Below are 21,361 nucleotides of genomic sequence, written 5' to 3' on the forward strand. Positions count from 1 at the left end.
CGGGGAACGCGAATGGACTGGAAAGGAGGAAGCGGGTGTTTGGAAGAGGACGTAATGCAAAGGATGGAGAGTCAGGTGCCGTCACGGTTTTTTTGATTCTGATTTTGGCGGTCATGTTCGGCTTCATTGCTGTTTTTATTGATTATGCACGAATTGCTGCGCTACATGTGCAAACCGAACGGTTGACCCATGCGGCGGTTCGTTCAGTCATGTCTGCCTATGATCCAACATTGCAACAGGATTACGGTCTGTTTGCTTATGGTGAGAGCAGCGGAGAACAAATTATGGTCAAAGTGCTGAATGACAGCGCCAAGCGTACGTCGCGGGCAGACACACTGCCGCTTATGAATATGAAGCTGGAGTCAAGCTCTTTGCATATGGAAAGAGAGCTTGGTAAATATGCCATATTTAATGAGCAGATTCGAGAAGAAATGAAGTATAAAGCGCCTGTCGTTTTTACAGTGGAAGTGCTGGAAAAGCTGAAGCCGCTCTCTCAGAACATGAAAGAGGCCTCGCATACGGTTGATTTGCTGAAACGGCTGCAAAAGCTGTATGACAAACGTGAGGCCAAGCTGGATGACATGCTGGAAAAGCAGCGTGAGGCAGGAGCTTATATGGAAGAGGTTCGCAAACGGATTATTAAACAGAGGGGTGCGTATATCCCCAATCAGTATATTTGGGATTCGCTTGAGGTTGTAGCCGATATTGCCGCCCAATATAAGCATTACGTGCATGTGTATGAGGATAATAAAAAGAGTGTAGACGACGTTAAAATCATGCAGATCGAGAAATATGCGAGAAGGGCGAGATTGGCACTTGATCGTCTGGGCCAAGCCATGACCAAGGTAGGAAAAGAGCATGATGAGCTGCTTGTAGAGGCTAAGGAGCCGCTGAATGAAGCCAGGCAAATTAACGAAGAGATGCGTCAAGTCATTGCTCAATATAAACAGAGAGCTGCCAATGCAGGGTATGATGAGGTTTCCGCAGCCCCTACTCCGAGTGGAGGGAGCTCCAGTGCTGATCCGTCTGTAGGAAGCGCAAGGCAAAAGGCTGACGATTTATTGATTCCAGATAAGGAATTTGATCAGATGGAAGCGACTATAGAAAAGCAGCGAACGGCTATTCATACGGTTAACAACAGATTAACGAGTATGATCCGCACATTATCCTTTTATACAGATCCGAATTTCAATACAGATATGTTCAGACAAGAAGTGATCTCAACGCTCAAGGAAATGGATCAATACTTGAATGCGTATGCCTGGTCGGGACCTTCTAATGTACTCGATGATGAAGCCAGAGCAATGGACACGCGACGCGGACCTGATAAAGAACGCAAAAAAATGGAAAAAGAGGCGAAGAACAAGCTCAAGCAAGCCTATCGGATCATTGAAATGCTTTCAAAAGGTACGCAAGGTGCCGGACAATTTCAAAAGTTGGAGCAGTATTACGATGAAAGTATTTCTTTTAACCAGTCTGCATCCAGCCCGTCTGTATCGGCTGATTTGTCCTATGACACCTATGATGCGGCAGGAGCTTCCATGGACAGTATGGATGGTCTATACGGGGCAGCATCCGGCTTGCTGACGCAAATGGGTGATGAATTTTTCCAGAATGAATATGCGCTCTCATACTTTAATCACGTGGATTTTAGTCGATTTGGCAGTTTAGCCGGATCAGGCAGAAGTGTGGGAAACGCAGCGCAAATTTTGGGAGACCAACTGGAGTTGAATAATCAGGAGGTCGAGTACATTCTGTACGGTTTCCATAATCCGACCGGAAACCTGGCCTCCGCTTATGGCGAGATTTTTGCCATGAGGCTGGCCATTCGTACGATGGAGGGATTGGTCAAAAATAGCTCCAAAGGCAATCCGTTGGTCGTTTTGGCGGCAGCTCTTCTATATGGGGTAGAGAAGGCGATTGAAGATATGATTATGCTGGCCCAGAAGGGGTATGTGCCTTTGTCTGATTTTCTTAAATTTCGAATGACGTACAAGGATCATTTGCGATTGTTCTTGATGCTCCATAGCAATAATGAACGCAAAATGTCCCGCATGCTGGCCCTGATTCGCCTGAATACTGATGTCAATCCTGCTGAACGGCAAACGTATGCAAGGGGAGAGGTTAAGAACGGGATGAGGCTGTTGTTTTTACCTGGGGTGATGAAGATGCTGGGCACTGCCTCAGAGGAAGGCGAAAGCATTAAGGGAAGTGTGTACTATGTTACTAAAACAGCCCATTTTTCTTATTAATCGGTATTTACAGCGGATTGGGGGACGGAGTTGCCGTGAACAAGGAAGTATCGTTTTAGAGGCGTCGCTGGTGTTGCCGTTGTTTCTGTTTTTTATTATTTTTCTGATTTATATGGTACAGATGACGCTGGTATCTACGGCCTTGCAGACCACCGCTTCAGAAGCGGTTAAACAGGTTTCGGCTAAAATCTATCCGGTGTCTCTGGCTGTGGATGCGGCATCTGCGAAAATAGATGCAGTTCGCCAACCGCTGGATGAGCTGCCCAAGTTATCTGTGAGTGAATATGCAAGCCAATTCGCTGCCCAACTGCCACCTCCCATCGGTGATTGGGTAGAAAGCGCTGTGCAGGGGGGCAAAAAGCCCATGGAAGAGTTACGAGGACGCTTGACGGAAGCCGTACTTGATCCTGCTCTAAAGCCGCTCTTAAAGCCTTTTATAGAGGATAGCATTCTGGAGTACGACCGTATACACGTAACGAGCGTGCATGTGCCGTCTCTTACGGGAACTAAGGACCCTTATTTTAGGGTTGAGCTGTCTTACGAGCTGCCGATGAAGGTTCCTTTTCTGTATCGTAGTATTGTGCTCCAAGCGGCGGCAGAGGAACGTCTTTGGATCGGTGATACGGGAGAGGGAGCAGGTACAGGAGATGCTACAGCGGCTAAGGATGCGCAGGGTTCCATACAACTGCTTGCCAAGCCTGAGCCTGCTGTGAAGGGTATATACAATTTGATCAAGGCCAAGGTGGAACCTGGAACGTCTGCTAATCTTTCTGTACTTTATAAGTCGGGTCAAAGCACGGCTCAACACTTGGGCTGGACCTCTGCCGATGCGGACGGGATTATTGAATGGAACTGGTTTGTAGGTACAAATACGACACCCGGTCAATGGAGCTTTGTGATCGAAACGGAGGATGGACAACGTATCGAGGTTCCATTTTCGGTGGAGAAGACGGCGGACGGATAGAGGAACACAGATGGTTCGCCATAGCACGGATATATGGGAACGATGCGAATAGGTAGAGAAAATAACGACGGAAAAGGTTTGAAACGCTTCGTGCTTATCATTAAGGGGGGAATTGCATTGACGTGGATGTATATCGTATGTGGTGTTTTGCTGGCGATTGCACTGGTCACGGATTTACGTAGTATGAAAATTCCTAACAAGCTTACGCTGCCCGGCATGGCGATGGGCTTGCTGTTTAATACGGTGTTTGGGGGCTGGCATGGATTTTTATTTGCAGCAGCTGGATTGGGGACGGGATTCGGCTTCATGTTGATTCTGTACTGGATGGGAGCTGTCGGTGCAGGCGATGTGAAGCTGTTTGGCTTGATCGGAGCATGGACGGGGGCTGCTTTTGCATGGCAGTCGGCTCTCTATTCGATTTTTTTCGCGGGTATTATTGGTTTGGTGATCCTGCTGTGGAGACGGGAAACCATGATGAGATTGCGGCGTGTGGCTTTTAATCTGGGAGGATTCTTTCTGTTTCGCAGCGGCAAGGCGCTGACGAACGGGAGGGAGGCACACCTCAGGTTTCCTTTTATGACCGCTGTCATTCCGGGAGCGATCAGCGCTTATCTTTACTTTTTGCCATAACAGGTTCGGTTAGGTAGATAGCATGGTACTCACGGAGATCGGGAAAATGCTAAGGAGGTCATGATTTGTTTGGTTTAAGCAGGGATTTTGCCCGCAACGGCGGGACATTTATGATTTTAAACAAGGAAGGCGGGCTTAAGACCGATGATTTAAATTCCGTGCAAACCGGAATGATGACTGGCAATCGGATTCCCGGTCTTCTGGAGCTGAGAATCAAGGAAGTCGATTTTCAGGTGGAGCTGCACTACGATATTTCGGGTCAACGTATGCTGTCCCAGGTATGGAAGGGAGGGGGAGTGTCGACTTCCGATTTCTATCGTATTCTTTTTGCAGTAGTGGATGCTCTCCATCGTAGTCCGCAGTATATGCTGGATATGCGCCAATTTATTTTACACGAAGATTATATTTTTATGAGCGGTTCAGGTTCAAGGGAAAACGTCAGTTTAACCTATGTCCCTTTGCAGGGTGTATTGTATGAAGGACAGGCTGGGAGCCAATTTAAGCAATTGGTTATTCGCTTGATGACACGTGTGGTTCATTTTCAAGGGGCCCATATGCAGTATATATTTGAATTATGTGATAGGGATGAATTTGATCCGAGAGCGTTGAAGGAACTGCTGTTGCAAGGGATGGCGGTCGGCACTGACAGTGTTAGCGTTCAAGGTGAAGATGGAGAAGGACGCAGCAGAGATACCCATGTTCAAATGGGAGTTCAAGGAGAGCGTGATGGATTGCATTCAACAGCAAACGGAAAATCTTTTCCGTTTGCTAATCAATCCTTATCCGGTCATTCGTCAACGCGTGATCATTCAGCGAGTCAAGAAGGATATGGGCAAGGAGAGGAATACAAATTTTTCGCCTCAAGGGATCCGAGAATCGGGAAAAAAATGCATGAGGATCAGGATACACTACAGGAGATCCAGGAGCTTAAACGGATCAATCGGCTCAAGCCGTCCGTGAAGCCCCAGGAGAATGATGAGGCAGATGTAGAAATAGAAGAAACGGAGCCTGCATTGCAGAAATACAAAACGTATATTGCTTTAGGCTGTCTTCTAGCTTCAGCCATCGTGTGGCGCTATATTTATCTGGACCATCCAGATACGGTGCCGCTGGCTATTTCCGTTGTGCTGACCTTGGTGCTCGTAGCCGTTGCTTATATGAGCTGGACAGGAAAATGGGGACGCAAGGATGCTTCGTCTCATACTTATGCTGATTCAGTCCCTATGCTGGATTCGGAATGGCTTGGCGCAGCTTCTCCTGCACAACGGAAAAATGACCGTTATCAGGTTGACAAGCTAACCGGATTCGTAGCAGGACGTCAGAATAAGGATAAGCACTCTTCCGATTCAGGTAATCAAGGACAGGAAAGCTGGCGCTGGTCTTTTCCTGACCCGGAGTCTGAAAATGTGGGTAGCCGGGATACGGGACAAGGAGATAAAGCTTCTGCACGTCACGACTTGCACGAGCCACAGGGGATAGGTGCGGCTCGAAGAAATGATTTGGAAGCCAGTGATACCAGCGAGGCATATTATAAGTCCTTGTCTGGTGTGACGGAGCTGTTAAATGCTACATCAAGGCAGGAAACCGTGCTGCTTCGTGCAGATCAGGCAGTACATATTCCACACCTTCAACAATCACCGATTGCTTGTCTGGAGCGCAAGCCACCAGGAAGTGGAGCGGACGAGCGCATTCGATTGCAGCCGGATCAATTTGTTGCAGGCAGTTTCTTCATCGGAAGAGACCCGCAATTGGTCCAGTTTGTAGAACATACGGAGGGAGCGTCCCGTTCTCATATTGAGCTTTGTATAGATGCAGAAGGACAAGGTCACATCGTCAAGGATTTGTCTTCGACGAACGGAACCGTTCTGAACGGAGAGCCAATGGTGCCTTACAAGGAGTATGCTATGAAGGACGGAGACACTTTTAAAATAGCCGGAGTATCCTATACTTATCGACTGGAATCTTTTAAATCTTCCTCCAACGCTTCTTGAGTGAAGGGTAGTTTGATATGTATAAAGAAGAAGCCCGATTAATGCTACGGGCTTCTTTTGTATTTTAATAGAAAGGAGGTTTATTCAGTTTCTTCCACTTGAACAACGTCAAATAATTCCCCTAAAGTAATTCCTAAATATCCACAAATATTGGCTAGCAATGAGGTTGAAAGACGTGAATTATCCAGACCTTGATTGTTTACTAGCTTATAGATCGTTCCGATTCTCTCTCCTGTATCTTTTGATAGCTTATAAGGTGTAATGTTTTTTTCTTTAAGAATTCTCTCCAAGTTACAGGTTAATTCGAATTTAATCTTCATGACAATGGATAGCCTCCAAGAACATATTGAATTATTATTGATAACAGATGTATATAGTCTTATATTGTTTATATAATCAACAAATGTTCATGTTCATTAAATGATTATATCATTTTAGTAAAGGGATGTACAACATACCCTTAGCTTTGCTATGGACATTTTACCAAAAAGTGGAGTTATTATAGGCAAAATCTTGAGGCTGTACGTGAATCTGATGTTTTGATTATCACGCATTCACGCTATAAAAAGTTGTGCGAAGACGATGAACTAAGGCGATGGTTCACAAAGGGTAGAATATTAAAATTCAATCCATTTATACCCAAAAAATCATTGGAAACAATTGACTTTTTCCAACCATATACCGATAATATTAACAAGGGGTTATTGCTGTTCTACTAGAAAACGTCATCCTTTTTGGAAATAGGTCTTTATGCTCGGATAGCAATTCATACCACCTTAATAATATTTTTTGGAGGTAAAAAAGTATGAGCATGAAAAAACGTTTAGGTGCAATGTTACTGGCGGTATCCATGAGTGCCGCAATGTCCGTGACTGCATTTGCAGCGGAGCCGAATGTTAAGGTATCCACCAATGTGGCTGGTGAAACTGTCTATACACAGACAGTGGATGTACAGTTAAGTGCCGCTCCCAATGCTTCCAGCAGCAGTAGAACAGTGAGCGCAGGCAAAAGCCTAGGGTTGGCATTAGCCCCCGGCAAAAGCGGTTTTTCCGATCAGGTTAGCTTCCGGTTTACGTCATTGCCTCTTAATGCCAAGGTAAAGTCGATTGAGATTGACCCAGGAAGAGGAATTATCAACAACAACAATAGAAATATGCTGGGGACGGTTGTTTTTTCTAATTTGAATGTATCCTCTCCTAGCGGCAAATCTGCTACTATCGCATGGAAGCCCAGTGGAATGACTGAGAGAGCAAGTTTTCTAGATCAGGAAGCACGTGGTACATGGACAGCACAGGTCTTTGGAACAAACATTGCAAGTTCTACCGGAGATAGATGGTTCGGCAGCCTTTCTTATAAATCTGTTGAAATGACTATTTCCTACGTTTTGGAATAATCCGTTAGGCTAGGGCGGGGTAATCTCTTTGGATTGCTCCGCTTCATTTTTTCTGTCATTCATCTTTACTTTTCCCAAAAAACTGACAATGAATTGTGGTGTACGAAAACATATATTTCCTCATTACAGAATTAGGAGGTAAAGCAATGAACATTTCACGTATGCCGACATTTACAAGCAGTTACGGCCGGTTGCAAAACACTGATATGGGAAAAGACGAAATCAAAAAGACGGATAAAAGTTCCAACGCAGAGAGCAGCACGGCCACATCATCAAGGATTTGTCCTCGACGAACGGAACTGTTCTGAATGGAGAGGCGATGGTGCCATACAAGAAGTTCATCCCGAATGCTGGAGACACTTTTAAGATTGCCGGAGTGTCCTACGCTTATAGACTGGACTCTTTTAAATCTTCCGCCAACGCCTCTTGAGTGAAATAGTTTGATATGTATAAAGAAGAAGCCTATTAATGTTATGGGCTTCTTTTTGACGTTTAATTTGGGGGTAGCTATTGAGTACTTTGATTCAATTTATCATCTGGAGTATGTTCAATGACATCTGTCAAATTACATTCTAGCTTGTTACATATATCGTCGATAATTTTCATAGCTATGTACTCGTTACGCCACATTTTAGCGGCAGTTGACGGGGAGATATTCATTAGTTTTATAAACTCCATTTTAGAGATTTTCTTTTTAATCAAAGTTATTTGTAATGGTTCAAAACTAATCATTTATCATTCTCCTTCTTTAATACCAGATGACATAGAAAATATGATTTAATTCCAATAAGTCGGAAATAATTACGTTAAAACAGTTGAATAATGAAAGGGTTGATGATATCGTTTATAACAAGTCGTAAATATTTACGACAAAGTGAAAAAAATCTAAAAAGGAACTGATGAAACAAAGCTAAGCTATATCATATCATCCTAAAAAAATGATGTACAACACCCTTAGCTTTGCTATGGACATTTTACCAAAATAGAACTGGAGATGACACCTATGATTTTAAAAGAAAAGTTCAATAAACAAGATATTAAAAACATTGTTCGTATGAAAAAGGTCTGGGGACAGGAAGTAGGCAACGGAGAAACAGAGTTGTACTATTATCACATTATTGACGTGCTTAATCGAAAATGGCAAACGATTGGCTATAACGTTTCCGATGCTATTCGAGTATTTCAAAATGGAAGCGACGATAAATGGATGTATATTATAGAGCAAGCCCCATTTAATCCTGATCTCACTACTAATGATCTAATTAATATGCTTGGTATTACTTCTGATGCTTCGCGTACTCGAAATGCTATACAAATTATACTGAATACGGTTGAAAGACGAAATGCTTTTGTTAATCGAATTACTAATGTGAATGAGGAAGTGTACTTTTTCTCCTAGAAGTGATGCAAGAGCAATATCTTACGTATAATCAACTTTTAGACGAAGAGTTTATGAAACTGTACACTGCAAATCCAGTGAATGCCTTAGCTTTATATTTCCTTGAACCCGTTGACATCATTGCGTTTTGGGAGTGGGAAGCTGCTGGTGGTACGTGTGAAAAAGCCATTCAATACAAACTTGAAAAACCTTTGATGACTTTGATTCAGGCGATAGAACGTGCTGAGGATGAAACAAGAGGTTTGGCATCTGGATATTAACCTCTCTATAACCTACATAAAGGGAAAATACATCCGACTACCCAAAATATAAATAGCTTTAAACCTGTAATCAACAACCCCTCTATTCCGTAAAGGAGCTTATCTATGTACAAAACCGGAAAACTCATTGACGGTAAACTTTTTCTCAAGACTTGGGACGATAAATGGATTAGCCTTCGATTGCTCATTCTTCTTGTGAAAAGAACGTGTGAATGACTATTTGCGATACTCAGGGCTAAGTCTTTTGATACAGGTATAAAGAAACACTCTTTCTTATAACAATTTAGGAGATAAGGCTGTTTTCCATAAATTTGAATAATGCTATCATGTCATAATGAACTTGAACCGAGGTAAATTATGACAACCATTAAAGTGACTCCTGAACAACTTATAACCGTCTCCAAGCAATTTGACCTTGCACAGAAAACAGCGATTCAGATGAATAGTCAATTGATGCAGCAAATTTCTTTTATGCAGCAATCATGGGATGGTACAACTAAACAACAATTTTATAGTCAATTTCAAGTCTCTCAGAAGAATATGACTGACTTTGTTACCCTGACGGATTCTATTGCGAGGGAGCTACGTCACCATGCAGACAAATTCAGATTAGCTGATCTGATGAAAGCAGGTTACATTGACGCAAGTTGTTTACCACCTCCACCTAATGCATGTGCTGTTCCTCCTCCAGATACACGAAATGCGTTTCAGAAATCGGCAGATAGTTTATTGGAGCTTGGTCAAGATTTCTTGAACGCTGCTGAGGAAAGGTATGAAAAACGCTATGATTCAGTAGGAGGATTTTTAGACTATTGGACATTTGGTATTCCGAAAGGTCTGTATCAAGGATATGCGGAGCGAGCATCCAAGCAGTTTGATTCAGCAAATGATTTTTTTAACTTCTGGACTTTTGGTGTACATGGAACGATCAGAGAAGCTACAATGCCTACAAATGCCTGGTCAAAGGAACATTGGGCCAATATGATTAGTACAGCAGCAATATTTGGAGGAGTTAGCTCAGTAATTAAGCCTAAAGTTGGTTTGGGATCGTCAATAAAATATGAGGTGAAATCTGGGACTATTGTTGAAGCCGAAGGGACTTCAAAACGTTTATCTGATAATATGTTAGGTAAAAATGATGCTGACCCATTTAGGGATATTTATGGTCCGGGAAGACTTTCTCACCCAGAAGAGTGGAGTAACATTATTAAAAACACACAAGAAGCGGGCGTTGAAGTTAGGATTTTGGATAGAGATATTATGGCGTATGCTCCCAAAGGATCAGGGAAGCCTGGTCAGCTGAATATATATGAGGATGCTTCAATTAGTGCATTGCGACATGAGTATCAACATTTCCTTGATGATAAGGCTAAAGGATTTCCAAGTTTGGATGTAACATATGAATTCAAAAATAGAATTATCATGGAGCTTAGGGCTTATATGGTGGAAATAAAAGAAGCAGAGAGAATTATTGTATAATGAATCTACTTACTTTATCAAAAGAAATACGAGAGGGAAAGATAAGTGACGATAAATTGGTGGAGTGTCTGGATATTCATCATAACCAGGTTATGATGAATGCTATGAGTCAGATAGCAAAAAAGAAGCTCTGCAACGAAAAAATTATCGAAAAATTGAAGCATATTAGCCAGTTCAGAGATCCTAAGGTAAATAAGCTATTTGGTATTGATACTCTTGGACACTACAGTATTGCTGTACTTCGAGTATTGAACACCTCTGAATCTATAAAACAATATGATCTTTTAATGGCTGAACTAGATGATTTTGATAAGGAAATAGTTGAGAGGATAGCTGAAGGGATAGGCTAAAATGAAAATAGATTATCTAAAAAAGGAACTCTGAGCTGGTGAGATGCCGCCACATAGAGTTCCTCTTTTTAAAATCAATTCAATGCTGCTTATGAGGAGAATATAATTCCTCCAGTGCTTCCTTCAGTGAAGGATATTTAAACTGAAATCCGTGCTCCAGCGCCTTGCGCGGGATTACTTTTTGACCATCCAATACGAGGGTACTCATCTCACCGACTAGCTTTTGTACGAGAACGCCGGGAACGGGAAACCAGTGTGGACGGTGGTATACCTCAGCCACGGTTCTACCAAACTGGTCGTTCGTCAACGGATGTGGTGATGAAGCGTTCACAGCCCCAGTGATATCCGGCGTATGGATGCAGTGGGTGATCAGGCGGACGATATCCTTAATATGAATCCAACTCATCCATTGATGGCCGCTGCCTATTTTTCCGCCGAATCCAAAGCTGTAAGGCAGCTTCATCAGTGGAAATGCACCGCGTTTGCTGTCCAGTACGAGACTAATGCGCAGCTTGATTAACCGGGTATCGGAAGGGTAGGCGTTGGCGGCTTCCTCCCACTGCTCGACCACTTGAGACAGAAAGTCTTCCGAACGGCGCGGGCTGGTTTCATCGAACGTTTCAGTAAGAGATGTGCCGTAGGCGGCGACAGCCGAAGCCTGAATGATAACTTCCGGCTTTTTTTGCAGAGCATTTAGTGCTTGGGCCAATTTGGCAACAGACAGCAGGCGTGATTGGAGAATTTTTTGTTTGGACTTATCCGTCCAGCGCTGATTCAGCGTTTCGCCTGCCAAATTAACGGCCACATCTGTGCCCTCTAATGCTTCCGGCTTTTGTTTCAGTTCGTTCCAGCTCATATATTGCAAGCGTGGGCTCGCTTCGTGACCTACCATGGGTTTACGGGTGATTACCTTCACCGTATGCCCGTCGTTGAGCAAGCTTTTGGTCAGCGCACACCCTACTAATCCAGTACCTCCGCATATGACGATGTTCATGGAGTTTGACTCTCCTTCCGATTCGCAAAAAAATATGTATGTTATAGAATATAACCCTTTTCAAGAAAAAAACCTCATTCGAATGTATCTGTATACGCTAAAGGATGTCAATCCATGCTTTCATTTACCTCGTTTCCCTTCGTGTAATCCTGATTTGTGTGTGCACTACCATAAAAGCCATGTTGTTTGATTTCGATAATCACGTTAAAATGATTAAATCAAAATAAGATAAGCATAACAGAATAACAGGGATAAGGGGATGAAACCGAATCATGCTGAAAATTGGTTCTCATGTGTCCTTTTCGGACAAGGGTCTGCTCAGCGCTACAAAAGAAGGGTCTTCATACGGGTCCAGCTCGTTCATGATATACACGGGTGCACCGCAAAACACGCGTCGTAAGCCGATGGAATCCATGTATCTGGAGGAAGGCAAGCAGTTGATGGCTGAAAAAGGGATGGATGATATCGTGGTGCATGCCCCGTATATTATCAATCTCGGCTCTTACAAAGAAAATACCTATGAGCTGGCAGTCAGCTTTCTTCAGGAGGAAATTCGTCGCACCCACGCGATTGGCGTGAAAAATATCGTGCTTCATCCGGGCGCTTTTACCGATAAGGATGCAGAGTATGGCATTCAGCGTATTGCTGATGGCTTGAACGAGGTACTGAACGGTGTGAAGGAGACGGATGTTAACATTGCGCTGGAAACGATGGCAGGCAAAGGCACCGAAATGGGACGTAGCTTCGAGGAAATTGCCTCCATTATAGATAAAGTAGAGCACAACGAGCGTCTTACTGTCTGTATGGATACCTGTCACATTCACGATGCGGGCTATGATATTGTGAATGATCTGGACGGCGTGTTGGAGCAATTTGATCGTATTGTCGGGCTGGATCGCATCGCAGTGGTTCACGTCAATGACAGTAAAAATCCAGTCGGCGCTCATAAAGACCGCCATACTCCGATTGGATCGGGCTGGATTGGCTATCAGACCATTCATAATGTGGTGCATCATGAAGCACTTCAAGGACGTCCATTTATTTTGGAAACGCCATGGATCGGAAAGGAAGCCAAAACTCAGCGTCCAATGTATGAGGTTGAAATAGCTTTGCTTCGCGGGAATGTGAAGGAGCGTTTTGGCGATGAATTTTTGGGTCAAGTAGAGCAATTGAATTCGTTTTTCAAAAAGCAGGATGTGGATGTACGAAAATTTGTGCTAGACACCTGGACGCTGCTGAAAAATGATGCCAAAGCGAGAAAAGCCGACCCACGTGAGCCGCTGGAGCGTCTGTACGACATGATCACGGAAGCAGCCCTGTTTCCAGAGCTGAGCGAAGAACATATTAATCATCGTCTGATTGCCTGGTTTGCCGGCAGTCATTTGCCAGTGACAGTATAAGCCAAGGGGGATTTGTAGCCACATGGAACTTCACGTAAAACATCAGCCAAACAGTACTCAATCTGCGCATGAAAACCGTGCGCGTATGCTCGTATCCTGTCCTGATGGCCCGGGTATTGTAGCGGCCGTGTCTCGCTTTTTGTACGAGCATGGAGCCAATATTGTTCAATCTGATCAATACACGATGGACCCGTCCGGCGGTATGTTTTTTATGCGGGTTGAATTTGATCTGCCATATTTGAGTGAAACCCAGCCCCAACTGGAGCAGGATTTTGCCGCGGTTGCAGAACAATTCCGGATGGAGTGGACGATTTCAGCGGTCAGCCGCAAGAAAAAGCTCGCTATTTTCGTTTCCAAAGAAGATCATTGTCTGGTAGAGCTATTGTGGCAATGGCAGGCAGGGGATCTGGACGCGGATATTTCTTTGGTCGTCAGCAATCATCCGGATATGAAGGAGTACGTGGAATCATTCGGCATTCCGTATCACCATATTCCAGTGACAGCCGATACCAAGCCGGAGGCGGAGCGCCGTCAACTGGAGGTTATTGGTGAGGATATCGACGTCATTATTTTGGCCCGGTACATGCAGATTATTTCACCCAAGTTCATTGAGCATTATCGCAACCGGATCATTAATATCCATCATTCGTTCCTGCCTGCATTCGTGGGTGGAAAGCCATATGCTCAAGCCTATAATCGCGGTGTGAAAATTATTGGCGCTACTGCGCATTATGTAACTGAGGAACTGGACGGCGGCCCGATCATCGAGCAGGATGTGCAGCGGGTAAGCCACGGTGATGATGTCAATGAGTTAAAACGGATCGGTCGCACCATTGAGCGGGTCGTTTTGGCAAGAGCCGTGAAGTGGCATGCAGAGGACCGAATTTTGGTTCATGAAAATAAAACGGTCGTTTTTAACTGATTTTTATATTTTTTAAAATGTAAAAGTTCATACTTCTTACAAGCAAAGCCCGTCGAAATGACGGGTTTTTTGCTTTTTTCTACAGCTGCGGGTGTCAAAACCGGACAAAATGCATTATTTGTCGCGATTTTATGATTTTTAAACGATTTTCTAAATTAAGTCTCCATCTTCAAGCGTGTTAAGGAACGTTAGTTCCAATGGTAAGGTGGAGATGAATTTCAGTTTGGCGTAGCCAAAAAGGTTTGCTTATTATTTGGGTTGGTTTATAATCAGTCGTATCGAGTATAAGGATTGGTATATCAATGAAATTAGATAGTAATAATCATTCAGTGTTCTTATTGTATTATCATCTCGTACTTGTCGTGAAATATAGAAGAAATGTATTTGATGATGAAATATCCGATTATGCAAAAGACATGTTTGTGCGACTTGCGGAGGGTTACAACATAACTCTGATGGAATGGAATCATGACAATAACCATGTTCACGTTCTGTTCAAAGCACATCCGAACACTGAAATGACAAAGTTCATAAATGCGTATAAGAGTGCAAGTTCTCGACTCATCAAAAGAGATTTTCCGCAAGTCAGAAAGAAGCTTTGGAAAGAAATGTTTTGGTCAAGAAGTTTTTGCTTACTTACAACAGGTGGCTCGCCTGTTGAGGTAATAAAGAAGTATATAGAAAATCAAGGCCAAAAGTGAGGTGAGAATATATGGCTAAATATAATAAAGCATATAAGTTCCGTTTGTATCCAACAGAGGAACAAGCCCACCTTATGCGTAAAACTTTTGGTTGTGTTCGTTTTGTGTATAACAAAATGTTAGCTGAACGCAAGGAAGTTTACGAACAATTCAAGGACGATAAAGAAGCCTTGAAAAAGCAAAAGTTCCCTACCCCTGCAAATACAAAGATGAGTTTGTGTGGCTGAAAGAAGTCGATTCTTTGGCATTGGCTAATGCCCAATTAAACTTGCAGACTGCTTACAGAAATTTCTATAGTGGAACGACTGATTTCCCTACATTCAAGAGTAAGAAGGCAAGAAAATCATACACAACCCATGTTATGAACGGAAACATTATGCTTATGAATGGCTATATCAAATTACCAAAGCTCAAACGGGTGAAAGTAAAACAACATAGAGAAATCCCTGCTGAACATATCATGAAGTCATGTACGATCTCGATGACATCCACTGGGAAATACTACGTGTCTATTCTCACTGAATATGAGACGGAACGTATTCAAAAACAAGTCGAAACCGTCGTTGGGTTAGACTTTACAATGGCTGAACTATATGTCGGTAGTGAGGGTGAGAAAGCCAATTATCCTCGTTTCTACCGTCAAATGTTAGATCGTTTAGTGAAAGCACAACGTACCTTATCCAGACGTGTGAAAGGTTCTTCTCGTTGGAACAAGCAAAGGATGGTAGTAGCAAAGATTCATGAAAAAATCACCAACCAACGAAAAGACTTTCTACATAAGGAATCACACAAATTGGCCAAACGGTATGACGGAGTGGTCATTGAAGACCTCAATATGAAAGGAATGTCGCAAGCCCTGAACTTTGGCAAAAGCGTTGCTGACAATGCTTGGGGAATGTTCACGACATTTCTCCAATACAAGTTAGAGGAGCAAGGAAAAAAACTGATAAAAATAGACAAGTGGTTTCCATCGTCTAAGACTTGCTCGTGTTGCGGTAAAGTAAAGGAATCTCTATCCCTTTCTGAACGTATATTCCACTGTGAATGTGGTTTTGTGTCAGATAGGGATGGGAACGCTTCTATCAATATCAGAAGCGAAGGATTGCGGCTGTTAGAGCAATTGTAGCCCACAATAGAGCATGGTTCAGGCTTGATAGCTCGTACCGTTAGGTACGATTACCTTAGAAGCCCTCACCTCTAAGCGTTAGCGTAAGTGGAGGGTAGTACACATGAGGTTAATACTTTGCGGGTATATTTATATGAGGACTCGGTACGACATTTCGACAACCATCTTTATAAACGATCTGGCAAACCTGCACGGCAAATGGTACAATATTTAAGGATGTATAAGTCATATTGAAACATTCAAGCAGATTCACTCACTTCAATGGGCGTCGTTACTATATCGGACGGCGGTATTGGAGAGCATGACCAAATGCAATTGGCATACTTTTTACAATATGAGGAGGCTAACTATGACTGACCAGAATCAAACGATTCAAAAGGATGAAAACTCCACGATCGACAATTTGTCCATTACGACAATCCGTACGTTGGCAATCGATGCTATCGAGAAAGCAAACTCGGGACATCCCGGCATGCCGATGGGTTCCGCGCCGATGGGCTACCAACTTTTTGCTAAAACGATGAATCATAACCCGAATCACCCTACATGGATTAACCGTGACCGTTTTGTACTGTCCGCAGGACACGGCTCCATGCTGCTGTACAGCCTGCTGCACCTGAGCGGCTATGATCTGCCTATGGAAGAACTGAAACAATTCCGTCAATGGGGCAGCCTTACACCAGGTCACCCTGAGTTTGGACATACCGCTGGTGTAGACGCTACGACCGGACCTCTGGGACAAGGTGTAGCTATGGCCGTAGGTATGGCAATGGCTGAAGCTCAACTGGGCGCTACCTATAATAAAGATCAATTCAAAGTTGTGGATCACTTCACGTATGCAATCTGCGGCGACGGCGATCTGATGGAAGGCCTGTCTCACGAAGCGGCTTCGCTGGCTGGGCGTCTACAATTGGGCAAGCTGATTGTATTATTTGATTCCAACGATATTACACTGGACGGCAAGCTGAACCTGTCCTCTTCCGAAAGTGTTGCAAAACGTTTTGAAGCTTACAACTGGCAAGTGCTGCGCGTAGAAGATGGTAACGACCTTCCAGCGATCCAAAAAGCGATTGAGGAAGCGCAAGGCGACTCGACACGCCCTACGTTGATTGAAGTGAAAACAGTCATCGGCTACGGAAGTCCGAACAAACAAGGTAAAGGCGGACATGGCGGTACTCACGGTTCCCCACTGGGTGCAGACGAAGCCAAGCTGACTAAAGAATTTTACAAATGGGTATATGAAGAGGACTTCCATGTACCGCAAGAGGTTCGTGAGCATTTTGCTAAAGTAAAAGAGCGCGGCATCGCAGCTAACAAAGCATGGGATGAGCAGTTCGCGAAATACAAAGCGGCTCACCCTGACCTGGCAGCTCAGTTCGAAACAGCCGTAAACGGCGACCTTCCAGAAGGATGGGACCGTGATCTTCCGAAGTACACGACCGAAGACAAAGCAGTTTCGACTCGTGTGGCTTCCGGTAATGCACTGAACGGATTGGCTCCAAACGTACCGTTCCTGACTGGCGGATCTGCCGATCTGGAAAGCTCCACGATGACACACTTGAACAACCTGACGAACTTTACACCAGAAGACTATGCCGGCCGTAACATCTATTTCGGTATCCGTGAGTTTGGTATGGCTGCTGCGATGAATGGTATGACATTGCACCAAGGGGTAAAAGTATTCGGCGGTACATTCTTCGTGTTTACGGATTACCTGCGTCCGGCCGTTCGTTTGGCAGCTCTGATGGGATTGCCTGTTACTTACGTTCTGACTCACGACAGTATTGCTGTTGGTGAAGATGGCCCGACTCATGAGCCAATCGAACAATTGGCTTCCCTGCGTATTATCCCGAACCTGACGGTCATTCGTCCGGCGGACGGCAATGAAACTTCTGCTGCTTGGGCTTACACGCTGGAAAACAAGAAAAACCCGGTTGCTCTGGTATTGACTCGTCAAAACCTGCCAATCCTGGCTGCTACTGCTGAGCATGCACGCGAAGGTATCAAACGCGGTGCTTATGTCGTTGCAGATGCGACAGACAGCAAGCCGGTTGCTCAAATTCTGGCTACGGGTTCCGAAGTACAACTGGCTGTTAAAGCCCAGGAAGCACTGGCGGAGCAAGGTATCCAAGTACGCGTTATCAGCTTCCCAAGCTGGGATCTGTTCGAAAAACAAGACAAAGCATACAAAGATTCCGTTCTACTGCCTGAAGTAAAAGCACGTTTGGCTGTAGAAATGGCTTATCCACTGGGCTGGGAAAAATATGTCGGCGACCAAGGCGACATTCTCGGTATCAGCACATTTGGCGCATCCGCACCTGGCGACCGCGTCATTAAGGAATATGGCTTTACGGTAGAGAACGTTGTTAATCGTGTAAAAACTTTGTTGAAATAAAACAATCTTTAAACAGACAGTCGTAACCTGAGCAAGGCTTACGGCTGTTTGTTTCATACATTGAGGAATTTTGTAGCCTTGTGTATTTTCATACTGAGGCTTGGATCAAAACTATGTTATGATCCATAAATATTCATTCAACCATTGATGAGCAGATGAGGGGATAACGAATGACACAGTTTGATGGAGTCAGCGTAGTTAAAAAAGCAAATGTATATTACGGCGGTCAGGTCACAAGCCGTACAGTTATTTTGGGTGATGGCAGTAAGGTTACATTGGGTATTATGCTGCCTGGAACGTATGAATTCGGAACGGATTCTCGTGAGATTATGGAGATTTTGGCAGGGGATTTGAAGGTGTTGCTTCCAGGTACTGAGGAATGGCTGGAAATACAGGGAACGGCAACGTTCCACGTGCCTGCACAATCTTCATTCAAGCTGGAAGTACGAAGCGTAACAGATTACTGCTGTTCTTACCCGGAATAAGTAGTGAAAAAAGGGCAAGCACCACTCGACTCTAAGTCAAGTGTGCTTACCCTATAAGCTATGCGATATGTACAAAAGCACAGCAACATGGTTAAAAAGAAGGATGCGGCTTATTCGAGTGGCTTACCGCCAATAGTGCGGCCGATCCACGATTCATAGGTCTTCACGACAGCGGATAAGTCCTCGTCGCCATAGCCTTGCGTTTGCCCGGCTTGAAACAGGCTTTTGGCAATGGACAGCATAGGCGCCGGGATGGACTGGCTATCCGTCAGCGAGGCAGCAAGCTTCAAGTCTTTGAGCATCAAGGCCAGTGAGAACTGGTTGCTGAAATCATGCTCGATGATTTTGCGTCCTTTCAGGTCAGCAGCCTTGCTGCCTGCCGATCCGAGCTGTACCAGTTCAAGGAAGCTTTCCGCCGGAATGCCGGACTTAGCAGCAATGGCGAAGCCCTCAGCCAGAGCGAGGTTGTTAATACCGACCATCGTGTTATGTGCGAGCTTGGCGACGGCTCCGCTGCCATTCGGTCCCATGTGAAGCACCTTTTTGCCCAGCGTATCAAAAACGTCCGACTGTGCGGCAATGGCCTCCGCGTCACCGCCAACCATGAACACAAGCGTGCCGTCTACAGCAGCAGGCTTACTGCCCGTTACTGGAGCATCAATGAAGGAACAGCCCAGCTTGTCCGCTTCGGCGGCCAGTTGTTTGACCAGCTCAGGTGAAATGGTGCTGTTGTCCATCACAGTTACACCAGACGTAAGACCGGCAAACACGCCGTCCTCGCCGTAGTAGATATCACGGATCGAGTGATCATCGCTGACCATGGTAATGACCAGCTGCTGGCCTTCAGCCGCCTCACGGGGCGTTGAAGCCGTACGTGCGCCTTGTTCTGCCAGTGGTTCGCAGCGTGAGGCGGTGCGGTTGTAGACCGTGACTCCATATCCCTGTTTCAGCAGGTTGGATGCCATCGGGGCGCCCATGGTGCCCAGTCCGATAAATCCGATGTTCTTCATAGCTAATCACCTTTCTTGTTGGAGGTTGCCGTCCGATGCAGATGCGAGTTCGGCTTGATTTGACGGTTTGAATCAGTTGATCTCCGTTTATTGTAGCATGGGTATGCCACCCTATCTAGACTAGGGTCTGGCAAGGCACCGGACATACAGGTAACGCAAGCTTGTCAGGCCCTGCAAATTAAAGTATCCTATTCCTAAGTCCTTATGTTCGTATTCATGGTCTTAGCAATACAAAACAGGAGGTTCCAAACATGTCTAAAAAAGTTATTTTTGATTACACCAAAGCGCTCTCCTTTGTAGGACAGCACGAAATTGATTATTTTGCAGAACCCATCAAGCTGGCTCATGAGCAGCTGCATAACCAAACCGGTGTAGGTTCCGATTTCCTGGGTTGGATTGACTTGCCTACCAATTATGATAAAGAAGAGTTTGCACGCATCCAAAAAGCTGCTGCAAAGATCCAAAGTGATTCCGAAGTGCTGATCGTCATCGGCATCGGCGGTTCTTACCTTGGCGCACGCGCTGCGATTGAAATGCTGTCGCATTCCTTCCACAATGCACTGCCTAAGGACAAGCGCAAAGGCCCGGCTGTTTATTTTGCAGGCAATAACATCAGCTCTACATATGTGAATCATCTGTTGGAACTGATTGAAGGAAAAGATTTCTCCGTGAATGTCATTTCCAAATCAGGTACAACAACAGAGCCAGCTATCGCTTTCCGCGTATTCCGTGCGGCTCTGGAGAAAAAATACGGTAAAGAAGAAGCGCGCAAACGTATTTATGCAACAACAGATAAAGAACGCGGTGCTCTGAAAAAACTGGCTAATGAGGAAGGCTACGAATCCTTCATTATTCCTGATGATGTAGGTGGCCGTTACTCCGTGCTGACAGCAGTAGGCTTGCTGCCGATTGCTACAGCTGGCATTAACATTGAGGAAATGCTCCAAGGGGCGGCAGACGCTTCCAAGGAATACAGCAATCCGAATGTAGCTGAGAACGAGGCTTACCAATATGCAGCCGTTCGTAACGCGTTGTACCGTAAAGGTAAAGCTATTGAAATTCTCGTGAACTATGAGCCGTCCCTGCATTTCGTTTCCGAGTGGTGGAAACAATTGTACGGCGAAAGCGAAGGCAAGGATTACAAAGGTATCTACCCTGCTTCCGTTGACTTCTCGACTGACCTGCACTCCATGGGACAATTCATCCAGGAAGGTAGCCGTAACATTTTCGAAACGGTTATCCAAGTGGAAAATGTACCTAGCCACATCACCATCGAAGCAGATGAGGATGATCTGGATGGACTGAACTTCCTGGCAGGCAAAACGGTGGACTTTGTAAATAAAAAAGCATTCCAGGGTACATTGCTGGCTCACACAGATGGACAAGTACCGAATCTGATTGTGAACATTCCTGACTTGAGCCCTTACTCCTTCGGGTACCTGGCTTATTTCTTCGAAAAAGCTTGTGGCATCAGCGGCTACCTGTTGGGTGTGAATCCGTTCGATCAACCGGGCGTAGAAGCTTACAAGAAAAACATGTTTGCTCTGCTGGGTAAACCAGGCTTCGAAGAGCAAAAAGCGGAGCTTGAAGCGAGATTGTCCGAATAAGGA

At 44.7% G+C, this 21,361-nt stretch carries 19 protein-coding genes and 2 pseudogenes; 17 read left to right on the plus strand and 4 right to left on the minus strand.

The features are described from left to right. Window positions 1–35: 35 nt before the first annotated feature. The 4 genes from ABH897_RS11975 (at window position 36) to ABH897_RS11990 (ending at window position 5,837) form a co-directional block, all read left to right on the plus strand. A complete protein-coding gene (locus ABH897_RS11975; protein ID WP_404592035.1) occupies window positions 36–2,252 on the plus strand; it encodes a hypothetical protein in 2,217 nt (738 codons plus the stop codon). After that, window positions 2,221–3,216, plus strand: coding sequence for a TadE/TadG family type IV pilus assembly protein (locus ABH897_RS11980; RefSeq protein ID WP_283655086.1), 996 nt, complete (start codon window positions 2,221–2,223; stop codon window positions 3,214–3,216). Before ABH897_RS11975 ends, ABH897_RS11980 begins: the two co-directional genes overlap by 32 nt. 117 nt (window positions 3,217–3,333) lie before the next feature. Continuing rightward, window positions 3,334–3,846 carry an A24 family peptidase gene (locus tag ABH897_RS11985; protein ID WP_283655087.1) on the plus strand — a complete coding sequence of 171 codons (513 nt, stop codon included), beginning with the start codon at window positions 3,334–3,336 and terminating at the stop codon, window positions 3,844–3,846. A gap of 65 nt (window positions 3,847–3,911) precedes the next feature. Then, window positions 3,912–5,837, plus strand: coding sequence for a DUF6382 domain-containing protein (locus tag ABH897_RS11990; protein ID WP_283655088.1), 1,926 nt, complete (start codon window positions 3,912–3,914; stop codon window positions 5,835–5,837). Window positions 5,838–5,917: 80 nt separating this feature from the next. On the opposite strand, the gene ABH897_RS11995 is transcribed toward ABH897_RS11990, so the two are convergent. Beyond that, entirely contained in the window at window positions 5,918–6,157 is a 240-nt protein-coding gene (locus ABH897_RS11995; RefSeq protein ID WP_283655089.1) for a helix-turn-helix domain-containing protein, read from the minus strand. Between the two features lie 485 nt (window positions 6,158–6,642). Between ABH897_RS11995 and ABH897_RS12000 the strand changes: the two genes are divergently transcribed. Next, a complete protein-coding gene (locus ABH897_RS12000) occupies window positions 6,643–7,230 on the plus strand; it encodes a hypothetical protein (RefSeq protein ID WP_283655090.1) in 588 nt (195 codons plus the stop codon). Between the two features lie 256 nt (window positions 7,231–7,486). Continuing rightward, window positions 7,487–7,660 (plus strand): annotated as a pseudogene (locus ABH897_RS12005) (FHA domain-containing protein); the annotation flags it as partial. Between the two features lie 77 nt (window positions 7,661–7,737). Here the strand turns inward: ABH897_RS12005 and ABH897_RS12010 are convergent. Then, the gene (locus ABH897_RS12010) at window positions 7,738–7,962 is read right to left on the minus strand and encodes a helix-turn-helix domain-containing protein (protein WP_283655091.1); all 225 of its coding nucleotides are present in this window, start codon (window positions 7,960–7,962) and stop codon (window positions 7,738–7,740) included. 271 nt (window positions 7,963–8,233) lie between these two features. On the opposite strand from ABH897_RS12010, the gene ABH897_RS12015 reads away from it, so the two are divergent. From ABH897_RS12015 to ABH897_RS12030, 4 genes are all read left to right on the plus strand, one after another. Continuing rightward, on the plus strand, window positions 8,234–8,629 hold the full coding sequence (locus ABH897_RS12015; protein WP_283655092.1) for a hypothetical protein: 396 nt from the start codon (window positions 8,234–8,236) through the stop codon (window positions 8,627–8,629). 5 nt (window positions 8,630–8,634) lie between these two features. After that, window positions 8,635–8,889 carry a hypothetical protein gene (locus ABH897_RS12020; protein ID WP_283655093.1) on the plus strand — a complete coding sequence of 85 codons (255 nt, stop codon included), beginning with the start codon at window positions 8,635–8,637 and terminating at the stop codon, window positions 8,887–8,889. Window positions 8,890–9,246: 357 nt separating this feature from the next. Then, a complete protein-coding gene (locus ABH897_RS12025; protein ID WP_404592037.1) occupies window positions 9,247–10,368 on the plus strand; it encodes a WXG100 family type VII secretion target in 1,122 nt (373 codons plus the stop codon). Further along, entirely contained in the window at window positions 10,368–10,718 is a 351-nt protein-coding gene (locus tag ABH897_RS12030; protein WP_094155898.1) for a hypothetical protein, read from the plus strand. Before ABH897_RS12025 ends, ABH897_RS12030 begins: the two co-directional genes overlap by 1 nt. Before the next feature lie 79 nt (window positions 10,719–10,797). Here ABH897_RS12030 and ABH897_RS12035 read toward each other — a convergent pair whose 3' ends face one another. Next, a complete protein-coding gene (locus ABH897_RS12035; RefSeq protein ID WP_283655095.1) occupies window positions 10,798–11,712 on the minus strand; it encodes a TIGR01777 family oxidoreductase in 915 nt (304 codons plus the stop codon). Between the two features lie 272 nt (window positions 11,713–11,984). Between ABH897_RS12035 and ABH897_RS12040 the strand changes: the two genes are divergently transcribed. The 6 genes and pseudogenes from ABH897_RS12040 (at window position 11,985) to ppnP (ending at window position 18,741) form a co-directional block, all read left to right on the plus strand. Next, window positions 11,985–13,112 carry a deoxyribonuclease IV gene (locus tag ABH897_RS12040; RefSeq protein WP_404519898.1) on the plus strand — a complete coding sequence of 376 codons (1,128 nt, stop codon included), beginning with the start codon at window positions 11,985–11,987 and terminating at the stop codon, window positions 13,110–13,112. Window positions 13,113–13,134: 22 nt separating this feature from the next. Then, the gene (gene purU / locus ABH897_RS12045; RefSeq protein ID WP_134910680.1) at window positions 13,135–14,034 is read left to right on the plus strand and encodes a formyltetrahydrofolate deformylase; all 900 of its coding nucleotides are present in this window, start codon (window positions 13,135–13,137) and stop codon (window positions 14,032–14,034) included. Window positions 14,035–14,336: 302 nt separating this feature from the next. Next, window positions 14,337–14,735, plus strand: a complete 399-nt coding sequence (gene tnpA, locus ABH897_RS12050) for an IS200/IS605 family transposase (protein WP_283655097.1) — start codon at window positions 14,337–14,339, stop codon at window positions 14,733–14,735. An 11-nt stretch (window positions 14,736–14,746) separates the two neighbouring features. Continuing rightward, window positions 14,747–15,861: pseudogene (locus tag ABH897_RS12055) on the plus strand (RNA-guided endonuclease TnpB family protein). Window positions 15,862–16,210: 349 nt separating this feature from the next. After that, entirely contained in the window at window positions 16,211–18,256 is a 2,046-nt protein-coding gene (tkt, locus tag ABH897_RS12060; protein WP_404592039.1) for a transketolase, read from the plus strand. A 170-nt stretch (window positions 18,257–18,426) separates the two neighbouring features. Next, the gene (ppnP, locus tag ABH897_RS12065) at window positions 18,427–18,741 is read left to right on the plus strand and encodes a pyrimidine/purine nucleoside phosphorylase (RefSeq protein ID WP_283655099.1); all 315 of its coding nucleotides are present in this window, start codon (window positions 18,427–18,429) and stop codon (window positions 18,739–18,741) included. A 110-nt stretch (window positions 18,742–18,851) separates the two neighbouring features. Here the strand turns inward: ppnP and ABH897_RS12070 are convergent, their stop codons facing one another. After that, window positions 18,852–19,751, minus strand: a complete 900-nt coding sequence (locus ABH897_RS12070; protein ID WP_283655100.1) for an NAD(P)-dependent oxidoreductase — start codon at window positions 19,749–19,751, stop codon at window positions 18,852–18,854. A gap of 251 nt (window positions 19,752–20,002) precedes the next feature. On the opposite strand from ABH897_RS12070, the gene ABH897_RS12075 reads away from it, so the two are divergent. Beyond that, window positions 20,003–21,358, plus strand: a complete 1,356-nt coding sequence (locus tag ABH897_RS12075) for a glucose-6-phosphate isomerase (RefSeq protein WP_014280425.1) — start codon at window positions 20,003–20,005, stop codon at window positions 21,356–21,358. Window positions 21,359–21,361 lie beyond the last annotated feature (3 nt).

Origin of the sequence: Paenibacillus sp. RC73 (assembly GCF_044908085.1) — a bacterium.
In the GTDB taxonomy this organism is placed as follows: domain Bacteria; phylum Bacillota; class Bacilli; order Paenibacillales; family Paenibacillaceae; genus Paenibacillus; species Paenibacillus terrae_A.